The organism is Streptomyces tatrensis, assembly GCF_049310065.1.
Lineage (GTDB): Bacteria > Actinomycetota > Actinomycetes > Streptomycetales > Streptomycetaceae > Streptomyces.
Map to the genome: position 1 here is coordinate 1,784,207 of NZ_JBMDLB010000007.1, position 21,441 is coordinate 1,805,647.

General features: G+C 71.7%; 18 protein-coding genes and 1 pseudogene. 10 read left to right on the forward strand and 9 right to left on the reverse strand.

Going from position 1 to position 21,441, the window contains the following annotated elements:
- Positions 1–50: 50 nt before the first annotated feature.
- From ACODT5_RS11710 to ACODT5_RS11725, 4 genes are read left to right on the forward strand one after another with little or no spacing between them, the layout of a single operon-like run.
- Complete coding sequence (locus ACODT5_RS11710; protein WP_422519633.1) at positions 51–1,184, forward strand: aliphatic sulfonate ABC transporter substrate-binding protein; 1,134 nt, start codon at positions 51–53, stop codon at positions 1,182–1,184.
- Between the two features lie 24 nt (positions 1,185–1,208).
- Positions 1,209–2,012 (forward strand): ABC transporter ATP-binding protein, encoded by an 804-nt coding sequence (locus tag ACODT5_RS11715; protein ID WP_422519098.1) that lies wholly within the window; start codon positions 1,209–1,211, stop codon positions 2,010–2,012.
- Complete coding sequence (locus tag ACODT5_RS11720) at positions 1,999–2,883, forward strand: ABC transporter permease (RefSeq protein WP_422519099.1); 885 nt, start codon at positions 1,999–2,001, stop codon at positions 2,881–2,883. Before ACODT5_RS11715 ends, ACODT5_RS11720 begins: the two co-directional genes overlap by 14 nt.
- Before the next feature lie 5 nt (positions 2,884–2,888).
- Entirely contained in the window at positions 2,889–3,662 is a 774-nt protein-coding gene (locus ACODT5_RS11725) for a sirohydrochlorin chelatase (RefSeq protein ID WP_422519100.1), read from the forward strand.
- Positions 3,663–3,713: 51 nt separating this feature from the next.
- On the opposite strand, the gene ACODT5_RS11730 is transcribed toward ACODT5_RS11725, so the two are convergent.
- The 3 genes from ACODT5_RS11730 to ACODT5_RS11740 all read right to left on the reverse strand — a co-directional run bounded on the left by ACODT5_RS11730 (position 3,714) and on the right by ACODT5_RS11740 (position 7,394).
- A complete protein-coding gene (locus ACODT5_RS11730) occupies positions 3,714–5,783 on the reverse strand; it encodes a hypothetical protein (protein WP_422519101.1) in 2,070 nt (689 codons plus the stop codon).
- On the reverse strand, positions 5,780–6,193 hold the full coding sequence (locus ACODT5_RS11735) for a hypothetical protein (protein ID WP_422519102.1): 414 nt from the start codon (positions 6,191–6,193) through the stop codon (positions 5,780–5,782). The genes ACODT5_RS11730 and ACODT5_RS11735 overlap by 4 nt, the downstream gene beginning before the upstream one ends.
- 196 nt (positions 6,194–6,389) lie before the next feature.
- Entirely contained in the window at positions 6,390–7,394 is a 1,005-nt protein-coding gene (locus tag ACODT5_RS11740) for a ketopantoate reductase family protein (protein WP_422519103.1), read from the reverse strand.
- 45 nt (positions 7,395–7,439) lie between these two features.
- On the opposite strand from ACODT5_RS11740, the gene ACODT5_RS11745 reads away from it, so the two are divergent.
- The 3 genes from ACODT5_RS11745 (at position 7,440) to ACODT5_RS11755 (ending at position 10,235) form a co-directional block, all read left to right on the forward strand.
- Complete coding sequence (locus ACODT5_RS11745; protein ID WP_422519104.1) at positions 7,440–8,297, forward strand: aldo/keto reductase; 858 nt, start codon at positions 7,440–7,442, stop codon at positions 8,295–8,297.
- Between the two features lie 128 nt (positions 8,298–8,425).
- Positions 8,426–8,911, forward strand: a complete 486-nt coding sequence (locus tag ACODT5_RS11750; protein ID WP_422519105.1) for a DUF1877 family protein — start codon at positions 8,426–8,428, stop codon at positions 8,909–8,911.
- Between the two features lie 445 nt (positions 8,912–9,356).
- A complete protein-coding gene (locus tag ACODT5_RS11755) occupies positions 9,357–10,235 on the forward strand; it encodes a GNAT family N-acetyltransferase (RefSeq protein ID WP_422519106.1) in 879 nt (292 codons plus the stop codon).
- 105 nt (positions 10,236–10,340) lie between these two features.
- Here the strand turns inward: ACODT5_RS11755 and ACODT5_RS11760 are convergent, their stop codons facing one another.
- Complete coding sequence (locus ACODT5_RS11760) at positions 10,341–10,922, reverse strand: DUF1697 domain-containing protein (protein WP_422519107.1); 582 nt, start codon at positions 10,920–10,922, stop codon at positions 10,341–10,343.
- A 65-nt stretch (positions 10,923–10,987) separates the two neighbouring features.
- Positions 10,988–12,243 (reverse strand): annotated as a pseudogene (mgt, locus tag ACODT5_RS11765) (macrolide-inactivating glycosyltransferase).
- A gap of 113 nt (positions 12,244–12,356) precedes the next feature.
- On the opposite strand from mgt, the gene ACODT5_RS11770 reads away from it, so the two are divergent.
- Together ACODT5_RS11770 and ACODT5_RS11775 are read left to right on the forward strand one after the other, a co-directional pair.
- Complete coding sequence (locus ACODT5_RS11770) at positions 12,357–13,241, forward strand: phosphotransferase enzyme family protein (protein WP_422519108.1); 885 nt, start codon at positions 12,357–12,359, stop codon at positions 13,239–13,241.
- Positions 13,242–13,264: 23 nt separating this feature from the next.
- Complete coding sequence (locus ACODT5_RS11775; protein ID WP_422519109.1) at positions 13,265–13,933, forward strand: hypothetical protein; 669 nt, start codon at positions 13,265–13,267, stop codon at positions 13,931–13,933.
- A 179-nt stretch (positions 13,934–14,112) separates the two neighbouring features.
- On the opposite strand, the gene ACODT5_RS11780 is transcribed toward ACODT5_RS11775, so the two are convergent.
- The 3 genes from ACODT5_RS11780 to ACODT5_RS11790 all read right to left on the reverse strand — a co-directional run bounded on the left by ACODT5_RS11780 (position 14,113) and on the right by ACODT5_RS11790 (position 17,643).
- Complete coding sequence (locus ACODT5_RS11780) at positions 14,113–15,393, reverse strand: RNA-guided endonuclease InsQ/TnpB family protein (RefSeq protein WP_422519110.1); 1,281 nt, start codon at positions 15,391–15,393, stop codon at positions 14,113–14,115.
- A 128-nt stretch (positions 15,394–15,521) separates the two neighbouring features.
- The gene (locus ACODT5_RS11785; protein WP_422519634.1) at positions 15,522–16,265 is read right to left on the reverse strand and encodes an exonuclease domain-containing protein; all 744 of its coding nucleotides are present in this window, start codon (positions 16,263–16,265) and stop codon (positions 15,522–15,524) included.
- Positions 16,266–16,371: 106 nt separating this feature from the next.
- Complete coding sequence (locus tag ACODT5_RS11790; RefSeq protein WP_422519111.1) at positions 16,372–17,643, reverse strand: SAV2148 family HEPN domain-containing protein; 1,272 nt, start codon at positions 17,641–17,643, stop codon at positions 16,372–16,374.
- Between the two features lie 346 nt (positions 17,644–17,989).
- Here ACODT5_RS11790 and glgX point away from each other — a divergent pair, with 346 nt between their 5' ends.
- Positions 17,990–20,104, forward strand: a complete 2,115-nt coding sequence (gene glgX / locus ACODT5_RS11795) for a glycogen debranching protein GlgX (protein WP_422519112.1) — start codon at positions 17,990–17,992, stop codon at positions 20,102–20,104.
- On the opposite strand, the gene ACODT5_RS11800 is transcribed toward glgX, so the two are convergent.
- Positions 20,089–21,372 (reverse strand): MFS transporter, encoded by a 1,284-nt coding sequence (locus ACODT5_RS11800; RefSeq protein WP_422519113.1) that lies wholly within the window; start codon positions 21,370–21,372, stop codon positions 20,089–20,091. The genes glgX and ACODT5_RS11800 overlap by 16 nt on opposite strands.
- Between the last annotated feature and the right edge of the window lie 69 nt (positions 21,373–21,441).

The following is a 21,441-nucleotide window of genomic DNA, read 5'->3' on the forward strand; positions in this document are numbered from 1 at the left end:
GACGTGCGTCCTGACACGACGCTACGAGAGGAAGCCCTCCCGTGCCTGCCATCGGTGCCACCCGTTCTGCGAATTCCCGTAGCGGCCTTCGCCGCAGCATCGTCGCCGCTGCCGCCCTCCCGCTCCTGATCGGCGCCCTCGCCTCGTGCGGCTACGGCTCCGAGGCCAAGAAGGACGACGCTCCGAAGGCGAGCACCGCCGCCGACGCCGGCACGAAGCTGTCGGCCTCCGAGGTCCGCATCGGCTACTTCCCGAACCTGACCCACGCCACCGCGCTGGTCGGTCTTCAGGAAGGCCTGATCGCCAAGGAGCTCGGCGCCACCGCGATCAAGCCGCAGTCCTTCAACGCGGGCCCCTCCGAGATCGAAGCCCTCAACGGCGGCTCTCTCGACATCGGCTTCATCGGCCCCTCCCCGTCGATCAACGCCTACGTGAAGTCCAAGGGCTCCAACCTGCGGATCATCTCCGGCTCCGCCTCCGGCGGCGTCAAACTGGTCGTGAACCCGGCGAAGATCAAGACCCTGGACGACCTCAAGGGCAAGAAGATCGCCACCCCGCAGAAGGGGAACACGCAGGACGTCGCGTTCCTCAACTGGATCGCCGAGAAGGGCTGGACGGTCGACCCGGAGTCCGGCAAGGGTGACGTCTCCGTCGTCCGCACCGACAACAAGGTCGCCCCCGACGCCTTCAAGTCCGGCTCCATCGACGGCGCCTGGGTCCCCGAGCCCACCGCCTCCAAGCTCGTCTCCGAAGGCGGCACCGTACTCCTCGACGAGACCGCCCTGTGGCCCGACAAGAAGTTCGTGATCACGAACATCATCGTGTCGCAGAAGTTCCTCAAGGAGCACCCGGACGTCGTCGAGGCCGTCCTGACGGGCACCGTCAAGACCAACGAGTGGATCAACGCCAACCCGGACAAGGCCAAGGCCTCCGCCAACGCCAAGCTCGCGGCCGAAGGCGGCAAGCCGCTCGACGCCAAGGTCATCGACCCCGCGTGGCCCAGCATCCTCATCACCAACGACCCGCTGGCCGCAACGCTCAAGACCCAGTCCGAGTGGGCCGTCAAGGCCAAGCTCATCGAGCAGCCCGACCTGGGCGGCATCTACGACCTGACGCTCCTGAACAAGGTCCTCAAGGCCGCCGGCCAGCCCGAGGTCTCCGACGCCGGCCTCGGCGCCAAGTAACCCCGTAACCCAGCAACCCAGGAGGTGACGACCATGGCCACCACGCTCGCCAAGGCTGCCGAGGGCACGGTAGCGGTGCAGACGCACGCCGCACGCATCGAGCACGTCTCGAAGTCCTTCTCCGGCCCGGCCGGATCGCAGCTCGTCCTGGACGACATCAGCCTCGATGTCGCTCCCGGAGAGTTCGTCACCATCCTGGGCGCCTCGGGGTGTGGAAAGTCCACGCTCCTCAACCTGGTCGCCGGCCTGGACAAGCCGTCCGCGGGGTCCATCGAGACCCCCGGCGGCCGTCCGTCGCTCATGTTCCAGGAGCACGCCCTCTTCCCGTGGCTCACCGCGGGCAAGAACATCGAGCTCGCCCTGCGCCTGCGCGGGGTGGCCAAGGCCGATCGCAAGCCGGAGGCCGAGCGGCTGCTGGAGCTGGTCCGGCTCAGCGGCTCGTACGGCAAGCGGGTCCACGAACTGTCCGGCGGCATGCGCCAGCGCGTGGCCCTGGCCCGGGCGCTCGCCCAGGACAGCCAGCTGCTGCTGATGGACGAGCCGTTCGCCGCGCTCGACGCCATCACCCGCGACGTGCTGCACGGCGAGCTCACCCGCATCTGGGAAGAGACGAACCTGTCCGTCCTGTTCGTCACGCACAACGTCCGCGAGGCCGTACGGCTCGCACAGCGCGTGGTCCTGCTGTCCTCGCGCCCCGGCCGGGTCGCCAAGGAGTGGACCGTGGGCATCCCGCAGCCGCGCCGCATCGAGGACGCGGACGTCGCGGAGCTGTCCCTTGAGATCACTGAACACCTGCGTGGGGAGATCCGCCGCCATGGCCAGCACTGAAACGAAGGCGAAGACGGACGACCTCGCGGGACTGGAGGCCGGCCTCGACGCGCTCGACGCCGTCCAGACCCACCGCACCCCGGTCCGCGAGGTCCTCGTCAAGAAGGTCCTGCCGCCGGTCGTCGCCGTCGGCCTGGTCCTCCTCATCTGGCAGATCCTCGTCGCGGCGAAGGTCACCGACGAGACCAAGCTCCCCGCCCTGTCCTCCGTCGTGGACAGCCTGTCCGACATGTGGGCGAAGGGCACCCTGCTCGAGGTCATCTGGACCAGCGTCTCGCGCGGTCTGCTCGGCTTCCTGCTGGCCCTGGCCATCGGCACCCCGCTCGGCCTGCTCGTCGCCCGGGTGAAGTTCATCCGCGCCGCGATCGGCCCGATCCTCCAGGGCCTGCAGTCGCTGCCCTCGGTCGCCTGGGTGCCCCCGGCGGTGCTCTGGTTCGGGCTCAACGACGCGATGATGTACACCGTCATCCTGCTCGGCGCCGTCCCGTCGATCGCCAACGGCCTCGTCTCCGGCATCGACCAGATCCCGCCGCTGTTCCTCCGGGCCGGCCGCACCCTGGGCGCCACCGGCCTGCGCGGTGCCTGGCACGTGGTCATGCCGGCCGCGCTGCCCGGCTACCTGGCCGGCCTCAAGCAGGGCTGGGCCTTCTCCTGGCGCTCCCTGATGGCCGCCGAGATCATCGCCAGCTCCCCCGACCTGGGCCTGGGCCTGGGCCAGCTCCTCGAAAACGGCCGCAACAACATCGACCTGCCCGGCGTGTTCCTCGCGATCATCCTGATCCTGGTCGTCGGCATCGCGATCGACCTGCTGATCTTCAGCCCCGTCGAGCGGTGGGTGCTGCGCACCCGCGGCCTGCTGGTCAAGAGCTGATCACCGTGTCGGCGCACTCCACGCAGGCACCCGCCCTGCTCGTCATCGCCCACGGCAGCCGCGACCCGCGGCACGCGGCGACCGTGCACGCCCTCACCCGGCGGGTACGGGCGCGGCGGCCGGGGCTGCGCGTGGAGACCGCGTTCCTGGACTTCGACACCCCGACCGTCGACCAGGCGGTGGCCTCCCTCTACCTGTCGGGCGTACGCGAGATCGTGGCGCTCCCGCTCCTCCTGACGCGGGCGTTCCACGCGAAGTCCGACATCCCGGCGGTGCTCGCCGGAGCCACGTCCCACCTGCCGGACCTCTCGGTCCGGATCACGGATGTGCTCGGCCCGTCGCCGCTGCTGCTGGCGACCCTGGAGCGCCGGCTGTGGGAAGCCGGCCTCACCCCGGCGGACCGCGCCACCACCGGTGTGGTGCTCGCGTCCGCCGGTTCCTCGGACCCGGAGGCGATCGCAGTGATCGCTGAAACCGCGCGGGAGTGGCGGCACACCGGTTGGTGCGCCGTGCGGCCTGCGTTCGCCTCCGCTGCTCTCCCCCGGACGGAGGACGCCGTACGCGCACTGCGCGCGGAGGGCGTCCGCCGGATCGCGGTGGCCCCCTACGTCATCGCCCCCGGCCGGCTCCCCGACCGCATCGCGGCGGGCGCCGAAGCCGCGGGCGCCGACGTGATCGCGGCCGTCCTGGGCCCTTCCCCGGAACTGGCCCGCCTGCTGCTGCGCCGCTACGACGCGGCCACCGCGTCCCCGGCCCGCATCCCGGCCCTGGCGGCGTAGCCGGGACCGTCCGAGCGGCGTCCGGTGGGGGGCCCGGACGCCGCTCGCGGGTCATTCGGCGGGGCAGACCGACGTGATCGCCCTCAGGGTCGAGATCCCGTTCTGCAGCCCGGCGGCGGACACGAAGGCCGCGGTGGCGTCAGGGTGCAGGGGGTACTTCCCGTTCATCCGTTCTTCGTTCTCCCGCACTTCCGCCGCCGTCTTGGTGTCGAGGGCATCCGCCTGCCGGTTGAGCTCCGACCGGATGCCCGCCTCGGACGCCTCCCCGGCGGCGGCCCTGAGCCCCGAGGTCAGCACCCCGGTTTCTTGCGACAGTTCGTCATACGTCCGCAGATCACTGGTGTCATACGCCTCCGACGCCGCGTACGCCGGTTCGCAGCCCGCGGGCATGTCGTTCGAATTCGCCACCACGACCACCGTGGTCGCCGCCACCACCACGGCAGCGGCAGCGGCGGAGGCGCCCACCTTGGTGGAGACGGTGGCGACGATCTTCCCGAAGAAGCCGAAGGTCTTCCCGCTCTCGACCGCGGCCGCCCCGAGCGCCGGGGCGAGCAGCACCGCGGCGCCCGCGGTGGTGCCCGCCTTGTCGCCGTCGAGGAGGTCGCGGGTCAGCTTCTCGGCCCGGTCGTGGAACGTGACGTCCTTGTTCATGCCGCCCCGCGCGGCCGCCATCCGGCCCAGCCCATAGAGCTGTAGCGCCAGCTGCCCGCGCCCTTCGGTCAGGGCCCGGGGTCCGGCGGTCCGCACGAATCGCGAGGCGAGCGCCCACTGCTCCTCGCGGACCAGCGCGCGGGCGACGGTCAGGAAGAGGTACGCGTCCGGCCCGGGGCCCGACGGTCCGTCCTGGCGCGCCAGCGCCGCGAGCAGGCCCTCCGCCGCCGTGGTCGCCGCGGCCGGAGCCCACTCCTGGCTGTGGAGGGCCGCGGCGGCGTCCTCGGTGATCCAGTACCTCCCGTCGAACTGCCTGACCATGCGCCGATCGTCCAGCTCCGAAACGGTGGCGCCGTCCTGTGGATAGCCGGTGACCGGAGCGATCCAGGCTGCGGGAAGCGCCGTGCCGAACGTCGCCAGTGCGAGCAGTACGCGACGCGCGGGCTCGCTCAAGGCGACGGCCAGCGCTTCCGCCTGGCGCCGTGGACTCAGCAGCGCCGGATCGATGGAAGCCGGCTCGTCCCACGGTTCGCCGTCCCCGCGGACGCGCCGCTCCCACTGGTCGAACCCCTTGATGAACTGGGCGTACTGGCAGATCCGTTGGGGCGCGCCGCCCGACTCGGTCCACACGTGGTCGAACTGCAGATTCTGCAACCCCGCCGGGCCGAGCGGGAGCCCCACTTCGGCACTGAGCAGTTCGACGGCGGCGGAACGGGACAGGGGCCGGACGAGATGGGTCGCGCCGGAGTCGGGCAGCGTCGCGTAGGGGGACGTGAACAGGAAAGTGCAGCCGGAGAAGGTCTCGAGGAGCCGTGTCAGATCGCCCTGCGACAGGACGCAGTCGACGACGGTGACGTGCACACCGGAGAAGTCCGCGGCGGACAGGGCCGCACGCAGCTGCGTCTCGTCGACGGACCGCAGGAAATGCGTGCCGAAGAACGCCCCGGCGAGCCGCCCGTACAGCGCCGGCAGCGACTGCGCGTCTTCCGCTCCGGTGCGCGGGTACAGGACGTGGCCGCGACGCCCCTGGGCGGCCAGCTCCCGGTGCACCGCCGCGGCCAGGGCCTTCTTCCCGACCCCCGGCTTCCCGTGCAGCTGCGCGCTGCCGCCGCGGTCGAGCTGCGCGACCACGTCGTTCACCAGCGTGCCCCTGCCGAACAGCTTGCTCCGGCCCGCGGCCGGCAGCAGCGGCGGCTGATGCGGAGTGATGTCACGGAGGCTGGTGATCTCGACGAGGGCGTTCCCGTCGTAGATGACGTTGATGCTGTGGGAGCCGGTGCTGACTATGCCTTTCACGTCGCCGTGCACGACGACGTCCGCGTGGTCATGGCCGGCCTTCACGCGGCCACCGGCGGCCGTGGGGTCATCGCTCCTGACCGTGCCCCCGACCGTCGGCTCGGCGACGCCGGGTTCGCGCGCCGGATACAAGGGGGTGCCCGGCCTCTCCGGCACCCTGCTGTCGCCCGTCACCGGCGCTGGATGTTCGTCGCGCCGTCTCCGTTCGAGACGATTCCCGAGACGTTCCCGCTCACCGCCACGCTTCCGGCTCCGCTGCTCAGGGCGGGGCCGGGCGCGGGGAGCAGCGCGGCGATCTCGTCGACGAGCGCGGGGTCGGCGGCGAGGGCCCGCCTGATCTGTAGGCGCAATGCTACGAGCGCGTCCGGATCGGCGGGATCGGCGGCGAGGTCCGTCACGGCCCCGTCGATCGCGGTCGGATCGGCGGCTCCACTCCGAATGCGGGCGAGCAGCCGCCGGCCGAGCCGTACGGTGGCTCCTGCCGCCTCGTCCTCGGCCCGCCGCAGCACGGCGGCGCCGTACACGGCCACCGCCGCTCCCGCGGCCGGCACGATCTGACCGAGCATGACTTCGATGTTCGACACGTAGACCCCCGTCTGATGGCGCGTTCACCGAGCTCTGATTGCGCCTGACTGAGTGAAGTCACCCCTGGAATCAGGGGAGTTCACCAGTACAGCCCCTGACGCCTCACAGTGCCAGCCGAATCGCGCCACCATGCCGCCGCGGCGACGGACACGTCCTCGTGAAGACGAGCCCGGGCCGGTGCCGGTACCGAGGAGGTCACACCCGGGCGGCCGCCTCGTCGGCCAGGGCCGTCAGGTCCGAGGTGGACATCGCACCGGGCGGCAGGCCCTCCCGGGCGAAGATGTTCGCCGCGTGCCGCAGCGTGTCGTTGACCGGTGTGGCCACCCCGTGCAGCCGCCCCAGCAGCACGATCTCCCCGTTGAGGTAGTCGGCTTCCACCGACCCCGTCCCCCGCGCCAGGCTCTGCCAGGACGACCCGCCCCGCACCACCCCGGCCGGCACCTCGACCTTGCCGTCGCGCGCCGCCGACTGCTCCGCGTCCGGAGCCCAGCCGATCCCCGCGGCGGCGAAGGCGGCCTTCGCCTCCCGGACGGCCCGCAGCAGCAGCGCCGCCTTCGCGGGCTCCGGCTCGGGGCCGGTCGTCGCCTGGATCGCGTTGCCCAGGTTGCCCAGCAGCTTCGCGTACTTCCACCGCATCACGTCCTCGACGACCGGCGCCCCGAACCCGGCCTTCTCCAGGTCGGCCGCGATCCGCCGGACGGGGCCGTCGGCGCCTCCGGCGGCCTTTCCGAGGTGCAGGATCCCGGTCAGCGGGGCGCAGAGCGCCGAGACCACGCCCGGCTCGAGGAAGGTCGCCGGCAGCCACACGCAGACCCCGTACACGCGCGCGAAGCGCCGTAGGGCGAGGCGTTCGCTCTCCACGCCGTTCTGCGCGCACAGCACCGGCAGCCGCTGCGCGGCCGTACCGCCGCCCGCGACCTCCGCGTCGGCCCACGCGTCGAGCGCGGCGAGCGCGTCCTGGGTCTTCACGGTCAGCAACAGCACGTCGTCGGGGCGCAGTTCACCGAGCTCGGCCGGCCCCGTGACGACGGGGAGCCGGTGCACCCGCTCCCCGTCCGCCGTGGTGAGCCGCAGCCCGTCGGTCCGCAGGGCCTGCGCGTGCGGGCCGCGCGCGACGAGGACGACCTCGTTGCCCGACTCCGAGAGCCGTCCGCCGATGGTCGCGCCGATCGCTCCGGCGCCGATGATGATGTAACGCATGCCCACGAGCCTGGCACATCCGCGGGCCTGGGTTACCGTCGGGCCATGTCTGTTGACGTGGATGAGACGTTCGCCCTCGGCGGGGACCTTCCCGTACGCCGCCTCGGACTCGGCACCGGCGGCCTGGTCGGAGCCGGCTACTGGGGCCCGCGCGCCGCGCGCACCGCATCGGTCGCGCTGCTGCGCACCGCCGTCGCGCGCGGGGTCACCCTGATCGACACCGCCGACAACTACGGCCCCCACCTCGCCGAGGAGCTGGTCGCCGAGGCCCTCCACCCGTACGGGGAGCAGCTGGTGGTGTCCACCAAGGGCGGGGTGGTGCGCACCGGCCCCGATCAGTGGCACGCGGCGGGCCGCCCGGAGGACCTGCGCTCGATGTGCGAGGCGAGCCTGCGCAGGCTCCGCCTGGACCGGATCGACCTCTACCAGCTGCACCGCTTCGACCCGGCCGTCCCGCCCGCGGAGCAGCTGGGCACGCTGGCCGAGCTCCGGGCGGAGGGCAAGATCCGCCACATCGGGCTGAACACGGTGACGGCGGACCAGCTCGAGGAGGCCCTGTCCGTGGTCCCGGTGGCCTCGGTCCAGAACCCGTACAACCTCCTGGACCGCTCCTCTGCGGAGCTCCTCGCCCTGTGCGAGGCCCGGGGCATCGCCTTCCTCCCCTACTACCCGCTGGGCAGCGGCGCCCTGACCCGGGAGAGCGCCGCGGCACTGACGGCGGTCGCCGGCGAGCACGGCGCGTCCACCGGCCAGATCGCCCTGGCCTGGCTCCTCCAGCACTCCCCGGTCCTCTGCCCCACCCCGGGCACCGGCTCCCCGGACCACCTGGCGGAGAACCTGGACGCGGCAACGGTCCACCTGACCCCGCACGAGATGACCCTGCTGAACGGGCTGGCGGACTAAGGCCGCGTATCGAAAGTCCTGCCAGAGGGTGCGAGTCGATATCGACTGCACATGGCTGTCAGTGCCCTGAAGTAGGTTCTGTCCGGTCGGCCCGACAGATGGGCCGCCGAGCTGGGGGACTCGTCGTAGTGAGCATCTACCTGCACTTTCGCGCCGTGGCTGAGTCCGAGATTCGGGACGACCACACCTGGCTCGCTGCGTTCATGTCTGAAGCTTGGGAAGACCACATTGCCGAGTGCGCAGCGGGCGTCACCTGGTCGATCAACAAGGGTTGGGACGCTGTCAACGACCTCTATGCCGCGGCTGATGCCCTCTACACAGACGCCGGCGAGCCCGGGACACTGCCGATCTACGGCGGGCGCCGCGTGCCCCACAGCGCTGATGCTGATCCATCCCATCCCCCGCTGATGCTTCTGGAGCCGGCTGGTGTGTCACAGGCCGCGCGGTTCCTTACGGCTGTCTCTTTCGATGAGCTGTGGAACGTCGTCGGTGCCAGGTTCAGTGCTCTCGGCTGGACCAGGCAGGAACACCTCGAACATCACCGGGACCTCCAAGAGTTCTATGGGCGGGCGGCTTCGGCAGGCCACGCCGTGGTCAAAGCGGTGTGGGCTTGAGACATGGCCACGTGCCGGTCAAAGCCACTCGTTGATGGCTGCGGCCAGCACGGTCGTCCCGTAGCGGACCGCGAGTTCGTCGTACCGGGTGGCGACAGCGCGGTGCCTCTCTTGAGGCGGTTGTGCTCAGGTCCCACGCGAGCGTGCCTTTCGCGTCGGCCAGGGACTGGAGCCGGGTGAGGATCCGGTGCCAGGTGCCGTTCCGCTGCCATCGGCGAAACAGTCATTCATCGCTCAAGATCCACCTTCGACACACGGCCCAGGGCCGTCGGTTAATCCTTTGCCGGGGAATCGGTGGGCCGGTTAGGTTCGCCCGAGCCGTCCGTGTCGTTGCGGACCGGCACTGTCGACGAGGAGGTGTGGAGCACATGCGCACGAGTGCCCAGCAGTTGAGCCTGAGCCCGCGTACTGCCCTTTGCCACCACCTCCTCACGACGGAGACACCTTGTCGCTCCACATCACCCCGCTGACCGACCCCGCTCACGGGGCGCACAGCCGGCGCCTCGCATGGCTGGCGTCCGACGACGATTCCCTCCCCGTCGGTACGGCCTTTCTGCGCCTGTTCGACGGCGGACAGGCGCACCTGGCCGAACTGACCCTCCACGTCCACCCCGCGGAGCGTCGCAAGGGCGTCGGCTCCCAGCTCCTCGACGCCGCCGTGGCCGCCGCCCGGGACGACGCCCGGCGCTGTGTCAGCGCGCAGGCCGAGGCGGGATCGCCCGGCAGTCACTTCCTGCCGGCCCACGGCTTCCGCAAGGTGCTCACCTTGCGGTTCGCCCGCCTGCCACTGGCCGACGTGGACCTCACCGCCCTCGCCGAGATCATCGAGCGCCCGCACCCCGGCTACCGGCTGGCGTCATGGCAGGGAACCGTCCCCGACGACCTCGCCCAGACGTTCGCCGCCTCACGCCGCGCCATGGACGACATGCCCATGGAAGACACCGACCACGGCATCACCATCTGGGACGTGGACCGGGTCCGGGCCGCGGCTAAAGCCGTTCAAGACCGCGGAGACCAGCTGCACACCGTCGTCGCCATCGACACGGCCGACGACTCGATCGCCGGGTTCACAGAACTCGTCGTCCCCGGCAACGGCACGGGTGACGGCCAGCACTACGGCACCGGCGTGCTGCCCGAGCACCGCGGACACGGCCTCGGCCGATGGATGAAGGCCGAGTCGATCCGACAGGCCCACGGGCGCCATCCCGACCTCGGCGGCCTCCTGACCGACACCGCCGACAGCAACACGCACATGAGACACATCAGCGACAGCCTCGACTACGTGCCCACGCACACGACGGTCCAGTATCAACTCGACCTGTAGGGACAAACGGACGACGGGCCGGACCCGGGCGTCACCCGGTCCGGCCCGTCGGCGCTTCCACCACGGGCCCCAGGGCCTTCAGCGTGTCGCGGTCCGGACCCGGTGTCAGTCCTGTGTGAGCTCCACCAGCTTGGCGACCGTGTTCCAGTTGCGGGTGGTCACGTCCAGGCCCTTGACCACCGCCGGCTTGGCGAGGGCCTCGCCGAGTTTGGAGCGGCCCAGGCCGTTCGGGGCGTAGAGGTAGATGACGCGGTCGCCCACGCGGTACTCCTCCGGGAGGAACGCGGGGGCGTCGATGGAGGCGAAGCGGGACTCGGCGGGCTGCTCGGAGCAGAAGGTGGCGTGGAGCTGTTTGCCTTCGAGGTCGGCGGCCGGGAAGGGGCAGGCGTCGGCGACGGCGCGCAGGTAGGCGCCGTCGGCCACCAGGCAGGGGACCCGGAAGCCGAAGTGGGCTTCGATGGCTGCCCCCAGGTCGCGGGCGAGGGCGGCCGGGGCCTTGTCCGTCGTCGTGGTGAAGACGGCGTTGCCGCTCTGGAGGTACGTCTGCGCGTCCTCGTGGCCGAGTCCCTCCAGGACCAGGCGCAGCTCGGCCATCGGGACCTTCTTGTTCCCGCCGACATTGATGCCCCGGAGCAGCGCCGCGTACTTCGCCCTGGTCGTCCCGGCAGCCTTGGTCGTCTTGGTCATGCCTGCACGATAGGGCTCGCCCCTGACAGTGCCGGTCATGGTCGCGGTCGTGGTCGTGGTCGCGGTCACGCGGGCAGTTCGGCCTCGATGAGGTCGGCCGCCTGGCGCGTGCCGCCCTCCGTCGCCATCTCGCGGCGGATCCGGTCCGCGCGGGCGGCCACCTCCGGGTCGGCGACCAGGGCGAGCACGGCTTCGCGCAGGGTCGCGGCGTCGGCATCGGCCATCGGGACGTGCCGGGCGACACCGAGGGCGGCCAGCATGTCGGCGTTGCCGAACTGGTCGACGGCCTGCGGGACCGCGACCATCGGGGTGCCGGTGGCCAGGCCCTCCTGGCAGCCGCCCGTGCCCGCGTGGGTGATGAAGGCGTCGGCCTGGCGCAGGATGTCCAGCTGGGGAACCCAGCGGTGGACTTCGACGTTGGCGGGGATCCCGCCGATCCCGGCCTCGTCGGTGAACTTCCCGATCTGGAGCACCACGTGCCAGTCGGGCAGGTCCCCGAAGGCCTCCGCGCAGGCCCGGTAGAAGGCCGGCTGCTTGGTGAAGGTGGACCCGAAGGAGACCAGGAGGACCTTCTTCCCCTCGGCGTCCGCGGGCCGCGTCCAGGTGCCCTGGGTGGCACTGCGGTCGCCCTGGCAGGCGCCGACGAAGGTGTACACGGCCTCGTCGACCCGGTCGGCGTGGGGCTGGAGGGCGCGCGGCATGAGTACGACGCTGCGGCGGGGGCGGCCGACGAACCGGTCGCTGTCCTCGTCGATGCCGTTCTCGTCGAGCCAGGCGCGGAAGCGGTCGTAGTACGCCTTTCCGCGCTCGGACGCCCGCAGTTCGGCGGTCATCGGCTCGGCGACCTCCTCCTCGTAGCCGGTCCAGGCGACCAGGGTCGGGGAGAGGGAGACCGCGGGGACGCCCCAGCGGTGGGCGAGGACGATCGCGGGGTAGGCGGTGATGTCGTGGAGGACGAGGTCCGGCTCGTCGCCTTCGAAGGCGGCCGCGAGCTGCGGGAGGGCCTGGACGGCGTCGGCGAGGAAGGGCTCGATGTTGTCGATGAGTTCGGTGCCCCACGCGTCGGGGTCCTCGTCGGTGGGGAGGGTGGAGTTCCAGATCACCGGGGTGGCGCCGGTCTCGGCGATCTTGTCGGCGTACGCGGCGGGAATGGCGTAGCTGACGCGGTGGCCACGGGCGACCAGTTCGCGGATCACTTCGATGCTCGGGTTCACGTGGCCGGCGGCGGCGATGGAGAACATGGCGATGTGGGCGGGCTTCGCGGTCGTGGTCATGAGGGAACCATAACGAGACGAGACGTCTCGTGCACCCTGGAGGGAATGCGGAGAATCCGGAAAGGCGGGCCGGATGCGAAACTTGTCCGGTCATGAGCACCCGGGTACGGCCCGGTGCCGCCCCGGAGCACCCGGGAAACGGACGGACTGCGGAGACGGCATGGACGAGGCACGCGCCCGGGAAGCCCTGACGGCGGCGGGCCTGGCACGGGCGGGCACCGGGACCGGGGCCGGGGCGTCCGAGCCCCGGCTGCTGGCCCTCGGCGAGAACGCCGTCTTCGCGCTCGACGACGGCCTCGTCGCCAAGGTCGGCCGGGAGGCGGCACTGCTGCCGCGCGCCCGGCTGGAGCTCGCGGTGGCGGCCTGGCTCGCGGAGTGCGGGGTCCCCGCGGTCCGCGCGGCCGAGCCGGAGCCCCGGCTGGTCGACGGGCACCCGGTGACGTTGTGGCACCGGCTCCCCGACGCGGTCCGCCCGGCCGGCCCGGGGGACCTCGCCGCGCTGCTGCGGCAGATCCACGCCCTGCCCGCGCCCCCCTTCACGCTGCCGCCGCGCGATCTGCTGGGCGGGGTCGAGCGCTGGCTGCGGCTGGCCGGCGGGGCGATCGATCCGGCGGACGCGGCGTACCTGCGGGCCCGCCGCGACGGGTACGCCGCCCAGGTCGCCGCCCTCGCCCCACACCTCGCGCCGGGCCCGATCCACGGCGACGCGCTGCCCCGCAACGTCCACGTGGGTCCGGACGGGCCGGTGCTCGTCGACCTGGAGACGGTCTCCGCAGACCTGCGCGAGCACGACCTGGTGGTGATGGCCCTCTCCCGCGACCGGTACGGACTGCCCGGAGCGGCGTACGAGGAGTTCACGGCGGCGTACGGCTGGGACGTGCGCGACTGGGAGGGCTGCGCGGTCCTGCGCGGCGCCCGCGAGACGGCCAGCTGCGCCTGGGTCTCCCAGCACGCCCCGGCCAACCCGAAGGCCCTGGCCGAGTTCCGCCGCCGGGTGGCCTCCCTGCGCGAGGGCGACCCGGAAATCCGCTGGCACCCGTTCTAGGGGTGGCGTATCCCTTTCTCCATATGAAATTGCCCCTCACCATCCACCGGGCCCGGCTCGGCCCGACCGAGTTCAAGGTGATCCGCCCGGCCCGCCCGCCGGCCCGCGCGGCACTGTCGGACGGCTACTGGTACCTGGACATCCAGGTCGACCAACAGGCCGCGCAGCTCATCGCCGGACTGTGGTCGCTCGCGGCCACCTCCCCGCGCTCGCTGGTCCACGTACCTCTGCGGCGCACCGACCCCGACACCGGGGAACCGGGCCTCGACCTGGTCCTCCTGCACCACTCGCTGCAGTTCGCCCCCTCGCGCTGGAAGGAGCTGCGGGCCCGGCTGGGCCCGGGCCGGCCGCAGACCGCGGACCTTCCGGGACCGCCTTCGGCCGACCGCGGCGCAGGTCGCGGCACCGGCCGCGGCGCCGGCCGCCGGCCGGATCGGCACCACCGGGAGAACCGGGACCGGTTCCACCAGCACGTCCACGCCGGGGCGCTGTTCATGACGGGCAGCGCCGGCCTGTTCGCCGACACCTCATGGCTCTTCGCCGACGTGGCCCACCGGGGGCCGGGCTACGTCCAGGCCCACCCCGACCACGCGCACTACTGTGCCCGGATGGGCCAGGGCGACGGCCTCATCGCCGGGCACGGCGGCAGCGGGCTCCACGTCGTCTACCGCGACCAGTGGCCGGACCCGTGAGGACCCCTCCCGAATCAGGCCGGGCGGCCGGAGCCCGAACGGGCCTGCTATTCGCGGCCGATGCCGCGGATCATTGCCAATGTGCATGACCCCGTGCACGGTCCGGTTGGCCGTCTCCGCCGCCCACTCGTCGTGCGTCTGTTGAAGTGCTCTCTCGGCTGAAGCCGGGAGATTCCTGCTTACCTTGCGGCAGCGGGCTTGACGCGGCGTGCGCGCCTGACGACTGCCCTCCCGGCAGCCGGGATGAGCGCGAGGCCCATCCGGTACAGGTGCAAGACGTTGCGGGCCGCGTTGTGGTCGGCGTTGCCCGACCACCCGCAGTCCGGGTTCTTGCACACGAATACGGCCTGGGACTCCCGGCTCCCGGGCGTGGTGAGACCACACTCGGAGCAGCGTTGCGAGGTGCCGGACGCGGGGACCTTGTACAGGGTGCCACCGTTGCGGGCGGTCTTGTACGTCAGCATGGTGACCGTCCGGCCCCATGCCTCCCCGCTGATCGAACGGTTCAGCCCGGATTTCTGGGCGACGTTCCTGCCCGGCTGGTCCACGGTGCCCCTGGCGGATTTGACCATGTTCGTGATCGCGAGTGCTTCGACCACGATCGTGCCGTAAGTGCGGGCGATGGTGGTGGTCGTCAGGTGCTGCCAGTCCAGTGCCCTGCGCTTGGCTTTCGCGCGGAGTCCTGCGATCTGGTCGTACGTACGGTGCAGCCGACGGCTGGCCTGCTCGCCGGGCTTGTGGTGCTGCTTACGCTGCGCGGCGCGCTGCTCCAGGCGCAGGAGCTTGGCCTTCTCTCGATCGGTCAGCCACTCGCCGTGGGTCTTGGTGGTGCCATCCGACAGGGCGATGGGAACGGTAACACCCACGTCGATGCCGACCTCCGGCCCCTGGTGGGGCTCGGGCTGGACCTCAAGGGCCTGGACACGGAATGCGATGTGCCAGCCGAGCGCGTCCTTGACCAGCCGGGCCCCCGTGATCCGGTTCTCCGCGTTGGCGTGCCTGCCCACGGGCAGGTCCTTGGTCCACCGGAAGCGAACCCGACCGATTTTCGGCAGGTTGGCCATGCCCCAGCGGCGGTGCACACGCGTGATGTTCAGGTCACGACCCTGCGGGATGTCCACGGACATCACCGTGCGGAACCGGCCCTTGAAGTTCGGGGCGTCAGCGCGGCCGTCCCAGCAGTTCTTCCACGCCTGGACGTACGTCTTGAGCACCGCTTGCGCGGCCTGCGCGGGAAGAACAGCAAGAAAGCCGATGTCCTCGCGGGCCTGCCGTATCGCGGCGTCCGCGTTCGCCACGGTCCGCTTGTCTTTCGGCATCATCTGCCACCAGGCGTGCAGCAGGTTCCACATGGTGCGGGCCGCGTGCGCCTGACCATCGGACTTCAGCGCCTGGGAAGGCGACAGCGCAAGCCGGGAGCGGTGCCCGAACTGCCGCTTGACCAGGGTGCTTTGGCTCACGTTTGGGAACCTAGCAGTGGTCTATGGCGCCACGCTGGAACGCTCATCCCGATGCCAGAACCAGTCCCATGCTGTCCACAACCTGCACGTTCGCTTGGGTTTCGTCACCAAGGACCAGCGGAATGCGTTCAGACCCGGTACGGCACGACGGGCCAGGCCCGCTCGACTATCGCCTCGGGGTCCGAGGTCCGCCGCAGGTAGCTCTGCAGCGAGGCCGCCTGCTCGGCCGCCGCGCGGATCTGGAGTTCGTGCAGGTCCGGCAGGGCGACCGTCCCTATCGCCGCGTGCACGGCCCCCATCCGCCGCGCGGCGCGGGCCGCCGCCAGCGCGTCCGCGCCCGCGTCGTGCGCCGCCTCCAGGGTCACGCCGTAGTGCTCGCAGAGCGCCTGGAGGGTCCGTCTGCCCTTGCGGTACCGGTCCGCGTGCTTGTCCAGCACCAGCGGGTCGATGACGGGCGGCGCGGAGTTCACGGGCCAGCGCTCGCCGAGCGGACGGATCCCGTGGCGGCGGCACTCGCGGTCCAGCAGGGTCAGGTCGTACCGCGCGTTCATCACCACCAGCGGGGTCCCCGAGCTCAGCGTCTCCACGAGCGTCCGGGTGATCTCCTCGATCGCCTCGGGCGCCGCCATCCCCCGCGAGCGGGCGTGGTCCGTGGAGATGCCGTGGATGGCCGAGGCCTGCTCCGGGATGGGTACTCCCGGGTCGACCAGCCAGGTCCGCTCACCCGCCACCTGCCCGTCCGGCCCGAGCGTCACGACGGCCGCCGTCACGATCCGGTCGGACTCGATGTCGGTCCCCGTGGTCTCCAGATCGAAGGCCACCATCGGCCCGCCGTGCCAGTCCCCCATCCAGTCCCCCGCCCAGTCCCCCATCACGTGCCCCCCGTACCGGTCCCTCTACGTCAACGGCTTTCAGCGTGCCACGGGCCACTGACAGCCCCGGAGCCGGGGGCTGCCGTCCCTGCTCGCGGCGCCCCGCTCACGACACCGGGCGGGAGTCCTGCCAGATCGACTCGAATTCGTCCCGGTACGTCGGGAACAGCCCGTGCTCGGCATCCCGTGCGGCGCGCCCGCCGCCCCGCAGGACCAGGACCGGCGCCTCCATGCCCCGGGCGCGGCGCAGGTACGACTGGACCACCGCGATGCCCGAGGACTCGCCCTCCACCAGGTACGCGGTGAAGCGCGGGGTCTCGTCGAAGACGTGGATCTCGAAGCCCGAGGCGTCGCGCAGGCCGGCCCGGACCCGCCGCACGTGCAGGATGTTCATCTCCACCGAGCGGCTCAGCTCGCCCTTGCGCAGGCCCAGCTCCCGCTCGCGCCGCTTGACCGCGCTGCTCGCCGGGTTCAGGAACAGCAGCCGCACCCGGCAGCCGGCCTCGGCGAGGCGCACCAGTCTTCGGCCCGAGAAGTTCTGCACCAGCAGGTTGAGCCCTATGCCGATGGCGTCGAGCCGCCGCGCGCCGCCGAAGAGGTCCTCCGCCGGGAGCTGGCGCTGCAGGCGCACCCGGTCCGGGTGGACGGAGATGACGTCGGCGTACCGGTCGCCGACCAGGTCCTCGACGGCGTCGATGGGCAGCCGGTCCGCGGCCGGCGAGCCCGCGCCGCCGCCCAGTACCTCCAGCAGCCGCGCCGACGCCCGCTCGGCCTGTTCCAGGACCGCCCGGGACAGGGCCCGGTTGCGCGAGACGACGTTGCGGGTGACCTCCAGCTCGTCCAGCGCCTGCTCGATCTCGCGCCGGTCGTCGAAGTACGGCTCGAAGCAGGGCCAGTGCTGGACCATCAGCTCGCGCAGCTGCGGCAGGGTGAGGAAGCTCAGCACGTTGTCGTCGGCGGAGTCCAGCAGGTAGCCCTTGCGGCGGCTGACCTCGCGCACGGCGACCGCGCGCTGCACCCATTCCTGGCCGGCGGGGCCCGCGGCCGCCACCACCCAGTCGTCACCGCCGTGCACGGGTTCGTAGACCGGCCGGAGCACCGCTCCGACCACGGACCGCAGCCGCTGCTCGATCAGGTTCAGCCAGATGTACGCACGGCCGGCGCGCTGGGCCCGGGTCCGGACCTCGCTCCAGGCGTCCGCGCCCCAGTCCAGCTCGGCACCGGCTCCCGCCCGCGCCTTCCCGGTCCCACCGGCCTCCGGCGGGGCCAGCGACACGGCCCCGGCGGGGATCCCGCCGGCCGCACCGCCCGCGGCGTCCGCCGGGCCGCCCTCGTGACCGCTGTCACCAGGGGGCAGCTCCAGACCTCCCGAGCTCACCCGTGCACCGCCTCCTGCGTCTGGACGCCCGTCTCCAGTGATCACGGAAGGGTACTCCGCGCGTGCGGCACCCTGCAGCCCGATGCGCGGGCCCCGGGGCCCGACGCGGACTCACGGTCCGTACCCGGGCCGCCCGTTGGCTCATTATCCGCTCTGCCGACCATCCGATCTCCCCATGGTCCGCTCTACCCATGGTCCGGGAACCCTCTTATCAGCTCTCCGGGTCACCCGGTAGGACCCTCCCAAGTCCCCGCGTGGAAGCCCTCTTTCGGGGAAGATCTGGCAGTGACGTGGTCCACGCCGGATCAGCCCTACACAGAGGGACAGAGAGGAAGAGTCGTTTTCTATGCAGGTCTGGCCGGGACAGGCGTATCCGCTCGGCGCCACGTATGACGGCGCCGGCACCAATTTCGCGGTCTATTCGGAGGCCGCCCGACGCATCGAACTGTGCCTGTTGCACGACGACGGTTCGGAGACCGCGATCGAACTGCGCGAGACCGACGCGTTCGTCCGGCACGCCTACCTGCCGGGCATCATGCCCGGCCAGCGCTACGGGTTCCGGGTGCACGGCCCGTACGAGCCCGAGCGCGGCCGGCGGTGCAACGCGGCGAAGCTGCTCCTGGACCCGTACGCGCGGGCCGTCGCGGGGAGCGTGGACTGGGGCGAGGAGGTGTACGGCTACCACTTCGGCCGGCCGGACTCCCGCAACGATCTGGACTCCGCGCCCAAGAGCATGAGTTCGGTCGTGGTCAACCCGTACTTCGACTGGGCCAACGACCGGCCGCCGCGCCACGAGTACCACCACACCGTGCTCTACGAGGCCCACGTGAAGGGCCTGACCATGCGTCACCCCGACCTCCCCGAGGAGCTGCGCGGCACGTACGGGGCCCTCGCGCACCCGGCGGTCATCGGGCACCTGACCAAGCTGGGGGTGACGGCGCTGGAACTGATGCCGGTCCACCAGTTCGTCAACGACCACCGCCTCGTCGACGACGGGCTCAGCAACTACTGGGGCTACAACACCATCGGCTTCTTCGCCCCGCACAACGGCTACGCCTCGGGCGACCGCGGCCAGCAGGTGCTGGAGTTCAAGTCGGCCGTCCGGGCCCTGCACGAGGCCGGCATCGAGGTGATCCTCGACGTGGTCTACAACCACACCGCCGAGGGCAACCACCTGGGGCCGACGCTGTCCTTCCGGGGCCTCGACAACGCCTCGTACTACCGGCTCGCGGACGATCCCCGGCACTACATGGACACCACGGGCACCGGGAACTCGCTGCTGATGCGTTCCCCGCACGTGCTCCAGCTGATCATGGACTCGCTGCGCTACTGGGTCACCGAGATGCACGTGGACGGCTTCCGCTTCGACCTGGCGGCCACGCTGGCCCGCCAGTTCCACGAGGTGGACCGGCTGTCCTCGTTCTTCGACCTGGTCCAGCAGGATCCGGTGGTCAGCCAGGTCAAGCTGATCGCGGAGCCGTGGGACCTGGGCGAGGGCGGCTACCAGGTGGGCAACTTCCCGCCGCTGTGGACCGAGTGGAACGGCAAGTACCGGGACACCGTACGGGACTTGTGGCGCGGGCAGCCGCGCACGCTCGCGGAGTTCGCGGGGCGGCTGACGGGCTCCTCCGACCTCTACCAGGACGACGGCCGGCGGCCGCTGGCCTCGATCAACTTCACCACCTGTCACGACGGTTTCACCCTGAACGACCTGGTCTCGTACAACGACAAGCACAACGAGGCCAACCGCGAGGGCAATCGGGACGGCGAGACCCACAACCGGTCCTGGAACTGCGGGACGGAGGGGCCGACGGAGGACCCGGAGACCGTGGAGCTGCGCGAGCGCCAGATGCGCAACTTCATCGCCACGCTGATGCTGTCGCAGGGCGTGCCGATGATCAGCCACGGGGACGAGTTCGCCCGTACCCAGGGCGGCAACAACAACGCCTACTGCCAGGACAACGAGCTGTCGTGGGTGACCTGGCCGGAGCCGGGCAAACCGGCGCCCGCACTGCTGGAGTTCACCCGGCGGATGGTGTGGCTGCGGCGGGAGCACCCGGTGTTCCGGCGGCGCCGGTTCTTCCACGGCCGGCCGGTGGAGGGGACGCACGACGAGCTCTCGGACATCGCCTGGTTCACCCCGCACGGCGAGGAGATGCGGGCCCGCGACTGGCAGGCCCAGCACGCGCGGGCGCTCACGGTGTTCCTGAACGGGGAGGCGATCTCGGAGCCCGGCACCCGCGGGGAGCGGATCACCGACGACTCGTTCCTGCTGATGTTCAACGCGGGCGCCGAGGCACAGGACTTCACGGTCCCGGCCGGGCACGGAACGCAGTGGCGCCTGGTCGTGGACACGGCACGGCCGGAGGTACTGACACCCGGTACCGGGCCGCAGTACGCGGCCGGGGACCGGGTGACACTGACAGGAAGGTGTCTGGTGGTGCTTCAGCGCCCGGCGTAGGCGGCGCCTTCCAGGACGGCGTCCGAGCGGGCGCCCCCACCGGAAGCCACCGGAGCGTGCGTACGGGCCGCGGGCACCTTGGTGACGAGGGCCAGGACCAGGCACAGGGCGGCGGCGCCCACGGCCACCGCGAAGGCGGCCCAGGGCCCGTACCACTCGGCGAGGCGCCCGGAGACGGCCAGCGAGGCGGCCTGGCCGGCGACGAGCGAACTGGCGGCGAAGGCCATCGACTCGGCGAGCCGGCCAGGCTCCACCGCCCGCTCGGTGAGCGCGAAGGCGGTGATCAGGTGCGGGGCGTAGGCGGCTCCGAGCACGGTGACGACCACGTACAGCGGCCACAGGGTCTGCGTGAAGAGCAGCGGTACGGAGAGCACGAGCGCGGCGGCCGTGGCCACCCGCCAGCGCAGCCGCAGGCCGAAGCGGGCGGGCAGCGCGCCGAGCGAGAGCCCGACGGCGGCGCTGACGACGCCCATGGCCGCGTACACGATGCCGGCCTGGCCGGGGACGCCCAACTGGAGGGTCAGGGCGGCGATTCCGGCCTGGCAGGCGCCGAACATGGCGCCCTGGAGGGCGAGGGATCCCCGTACCGCGAGGACCACGCGCGGCGGGCGGACCCGGGTGCGCTCCTTGTCCCGGCGGACTCCGGCGGGCACTCCGGCCGTGACGGCGGCGGTCGGGTGCAGCGCGTAGAGGGTGCCGAAGACGGCGACGAGGGCGGCCGCGCCGCCCAGGGCGATGGCCGGGTGCAGCGCGAGGGTGGCCAGGCCCACGAGGGCGGGCCCGAAGACGAAGGAGACCTCGTCCAGGGTGCCTTCGAGGGAGTGGATGGCGCCCACGACGCCCTCGTCGGACTTGGCGCGGTGCGCCAGGGCCACGGAGCGGGTACGGGCGAGCGGTCCGATCAGCGGGACGGAGGCCCCGGTGACGAAGCCGATCGCGGCGAGCGGGACGGTGGCGAGGTCGGCGAGCGCCCCGGCCACCAGGGCGGCGGTCGCCACCGCGTTGACGGCGGCGGCCGCGAGGACGACGGAGCGCTGCCCGTGACGGTCGGCGAGCCGGCCCAGGACGGGTCCGAAGACGACTTGTCCGGCGGAGAGGGTGCCGCCGACTATGCCGGCGGTGGCGAGGGAGCCACTGGTCTCGGCGACCAGGAGGACGCTGCCGAACTGCGACATCGCGACGGGCAGTCGGGCGAGGAAGGAAATGAGCGGGAGTAGGGGCCCGGTCAGGGCAATTACTTTTCGATAGGTGTTGACGGTTCCAAACACTTGAGCAACGTTAACCCGGCGCAGTCACCCGGATGCATTGGGTAATGGCACGGAATCCCGCATCCTGGG

Coding starts and splice junctions, on each gene's coding strand:
- ACODT5_RS11720 (WP_422519099.1), top strand. CDS start 1,999: ATGGCCAGCACTGAAACGAAGGCGAAGACGGACGACCTCGCGGGACTG.
- ACODT5_RS11740 (WP_422519103.1), bottom strand. CDS start 7,394: ATGCGTTACATCATCATCGGCGCCGGAGCGATCGGCGCGACCATCGGC.
- ACODT5_RS11745 (WP_422519104.1), top strand. CDS start 7,440: ATGTCTGTTGACGTGGATGAGACGTTCGCCCTCGGCGGGGACCTTCCC.
- ACODT5_RS11760 (WP_422519107.1), bottom strand. CDS start 10,922: ATGACCAAGACGACCAAGGCTGCCGGGACGACCAGGGCGAAGTACGCG.
- ACODT5_RS11770 (WP_422519108.1), top strand. CDS start 12,357: ATGGACGAGGCACGCGCCCGGGAAGCCCTGACGGCGGCGGGCCTGGCA.
- ACODT5_RS11775 (WP_422519109.1), top strand. CDS start 13,265: ATGAAATTGCCCCTCACCATCCACCGGGCCCGGCTCGGCCCGACCGAG.
- ACODT5_RS11785 (WP_422519634.1), bottom strand. CDS start 16,265: ATGGGGGACTGGGCGGGGGACTGGATGGGGGACTGGCACGGCGGGCCG.
- glgX (WP_422519112.1), top strand. CDS start 17,990: ATGCAGGTCTGGCCGGGACAGGCGTATCCGCTCGGCGCCACGTATGAC.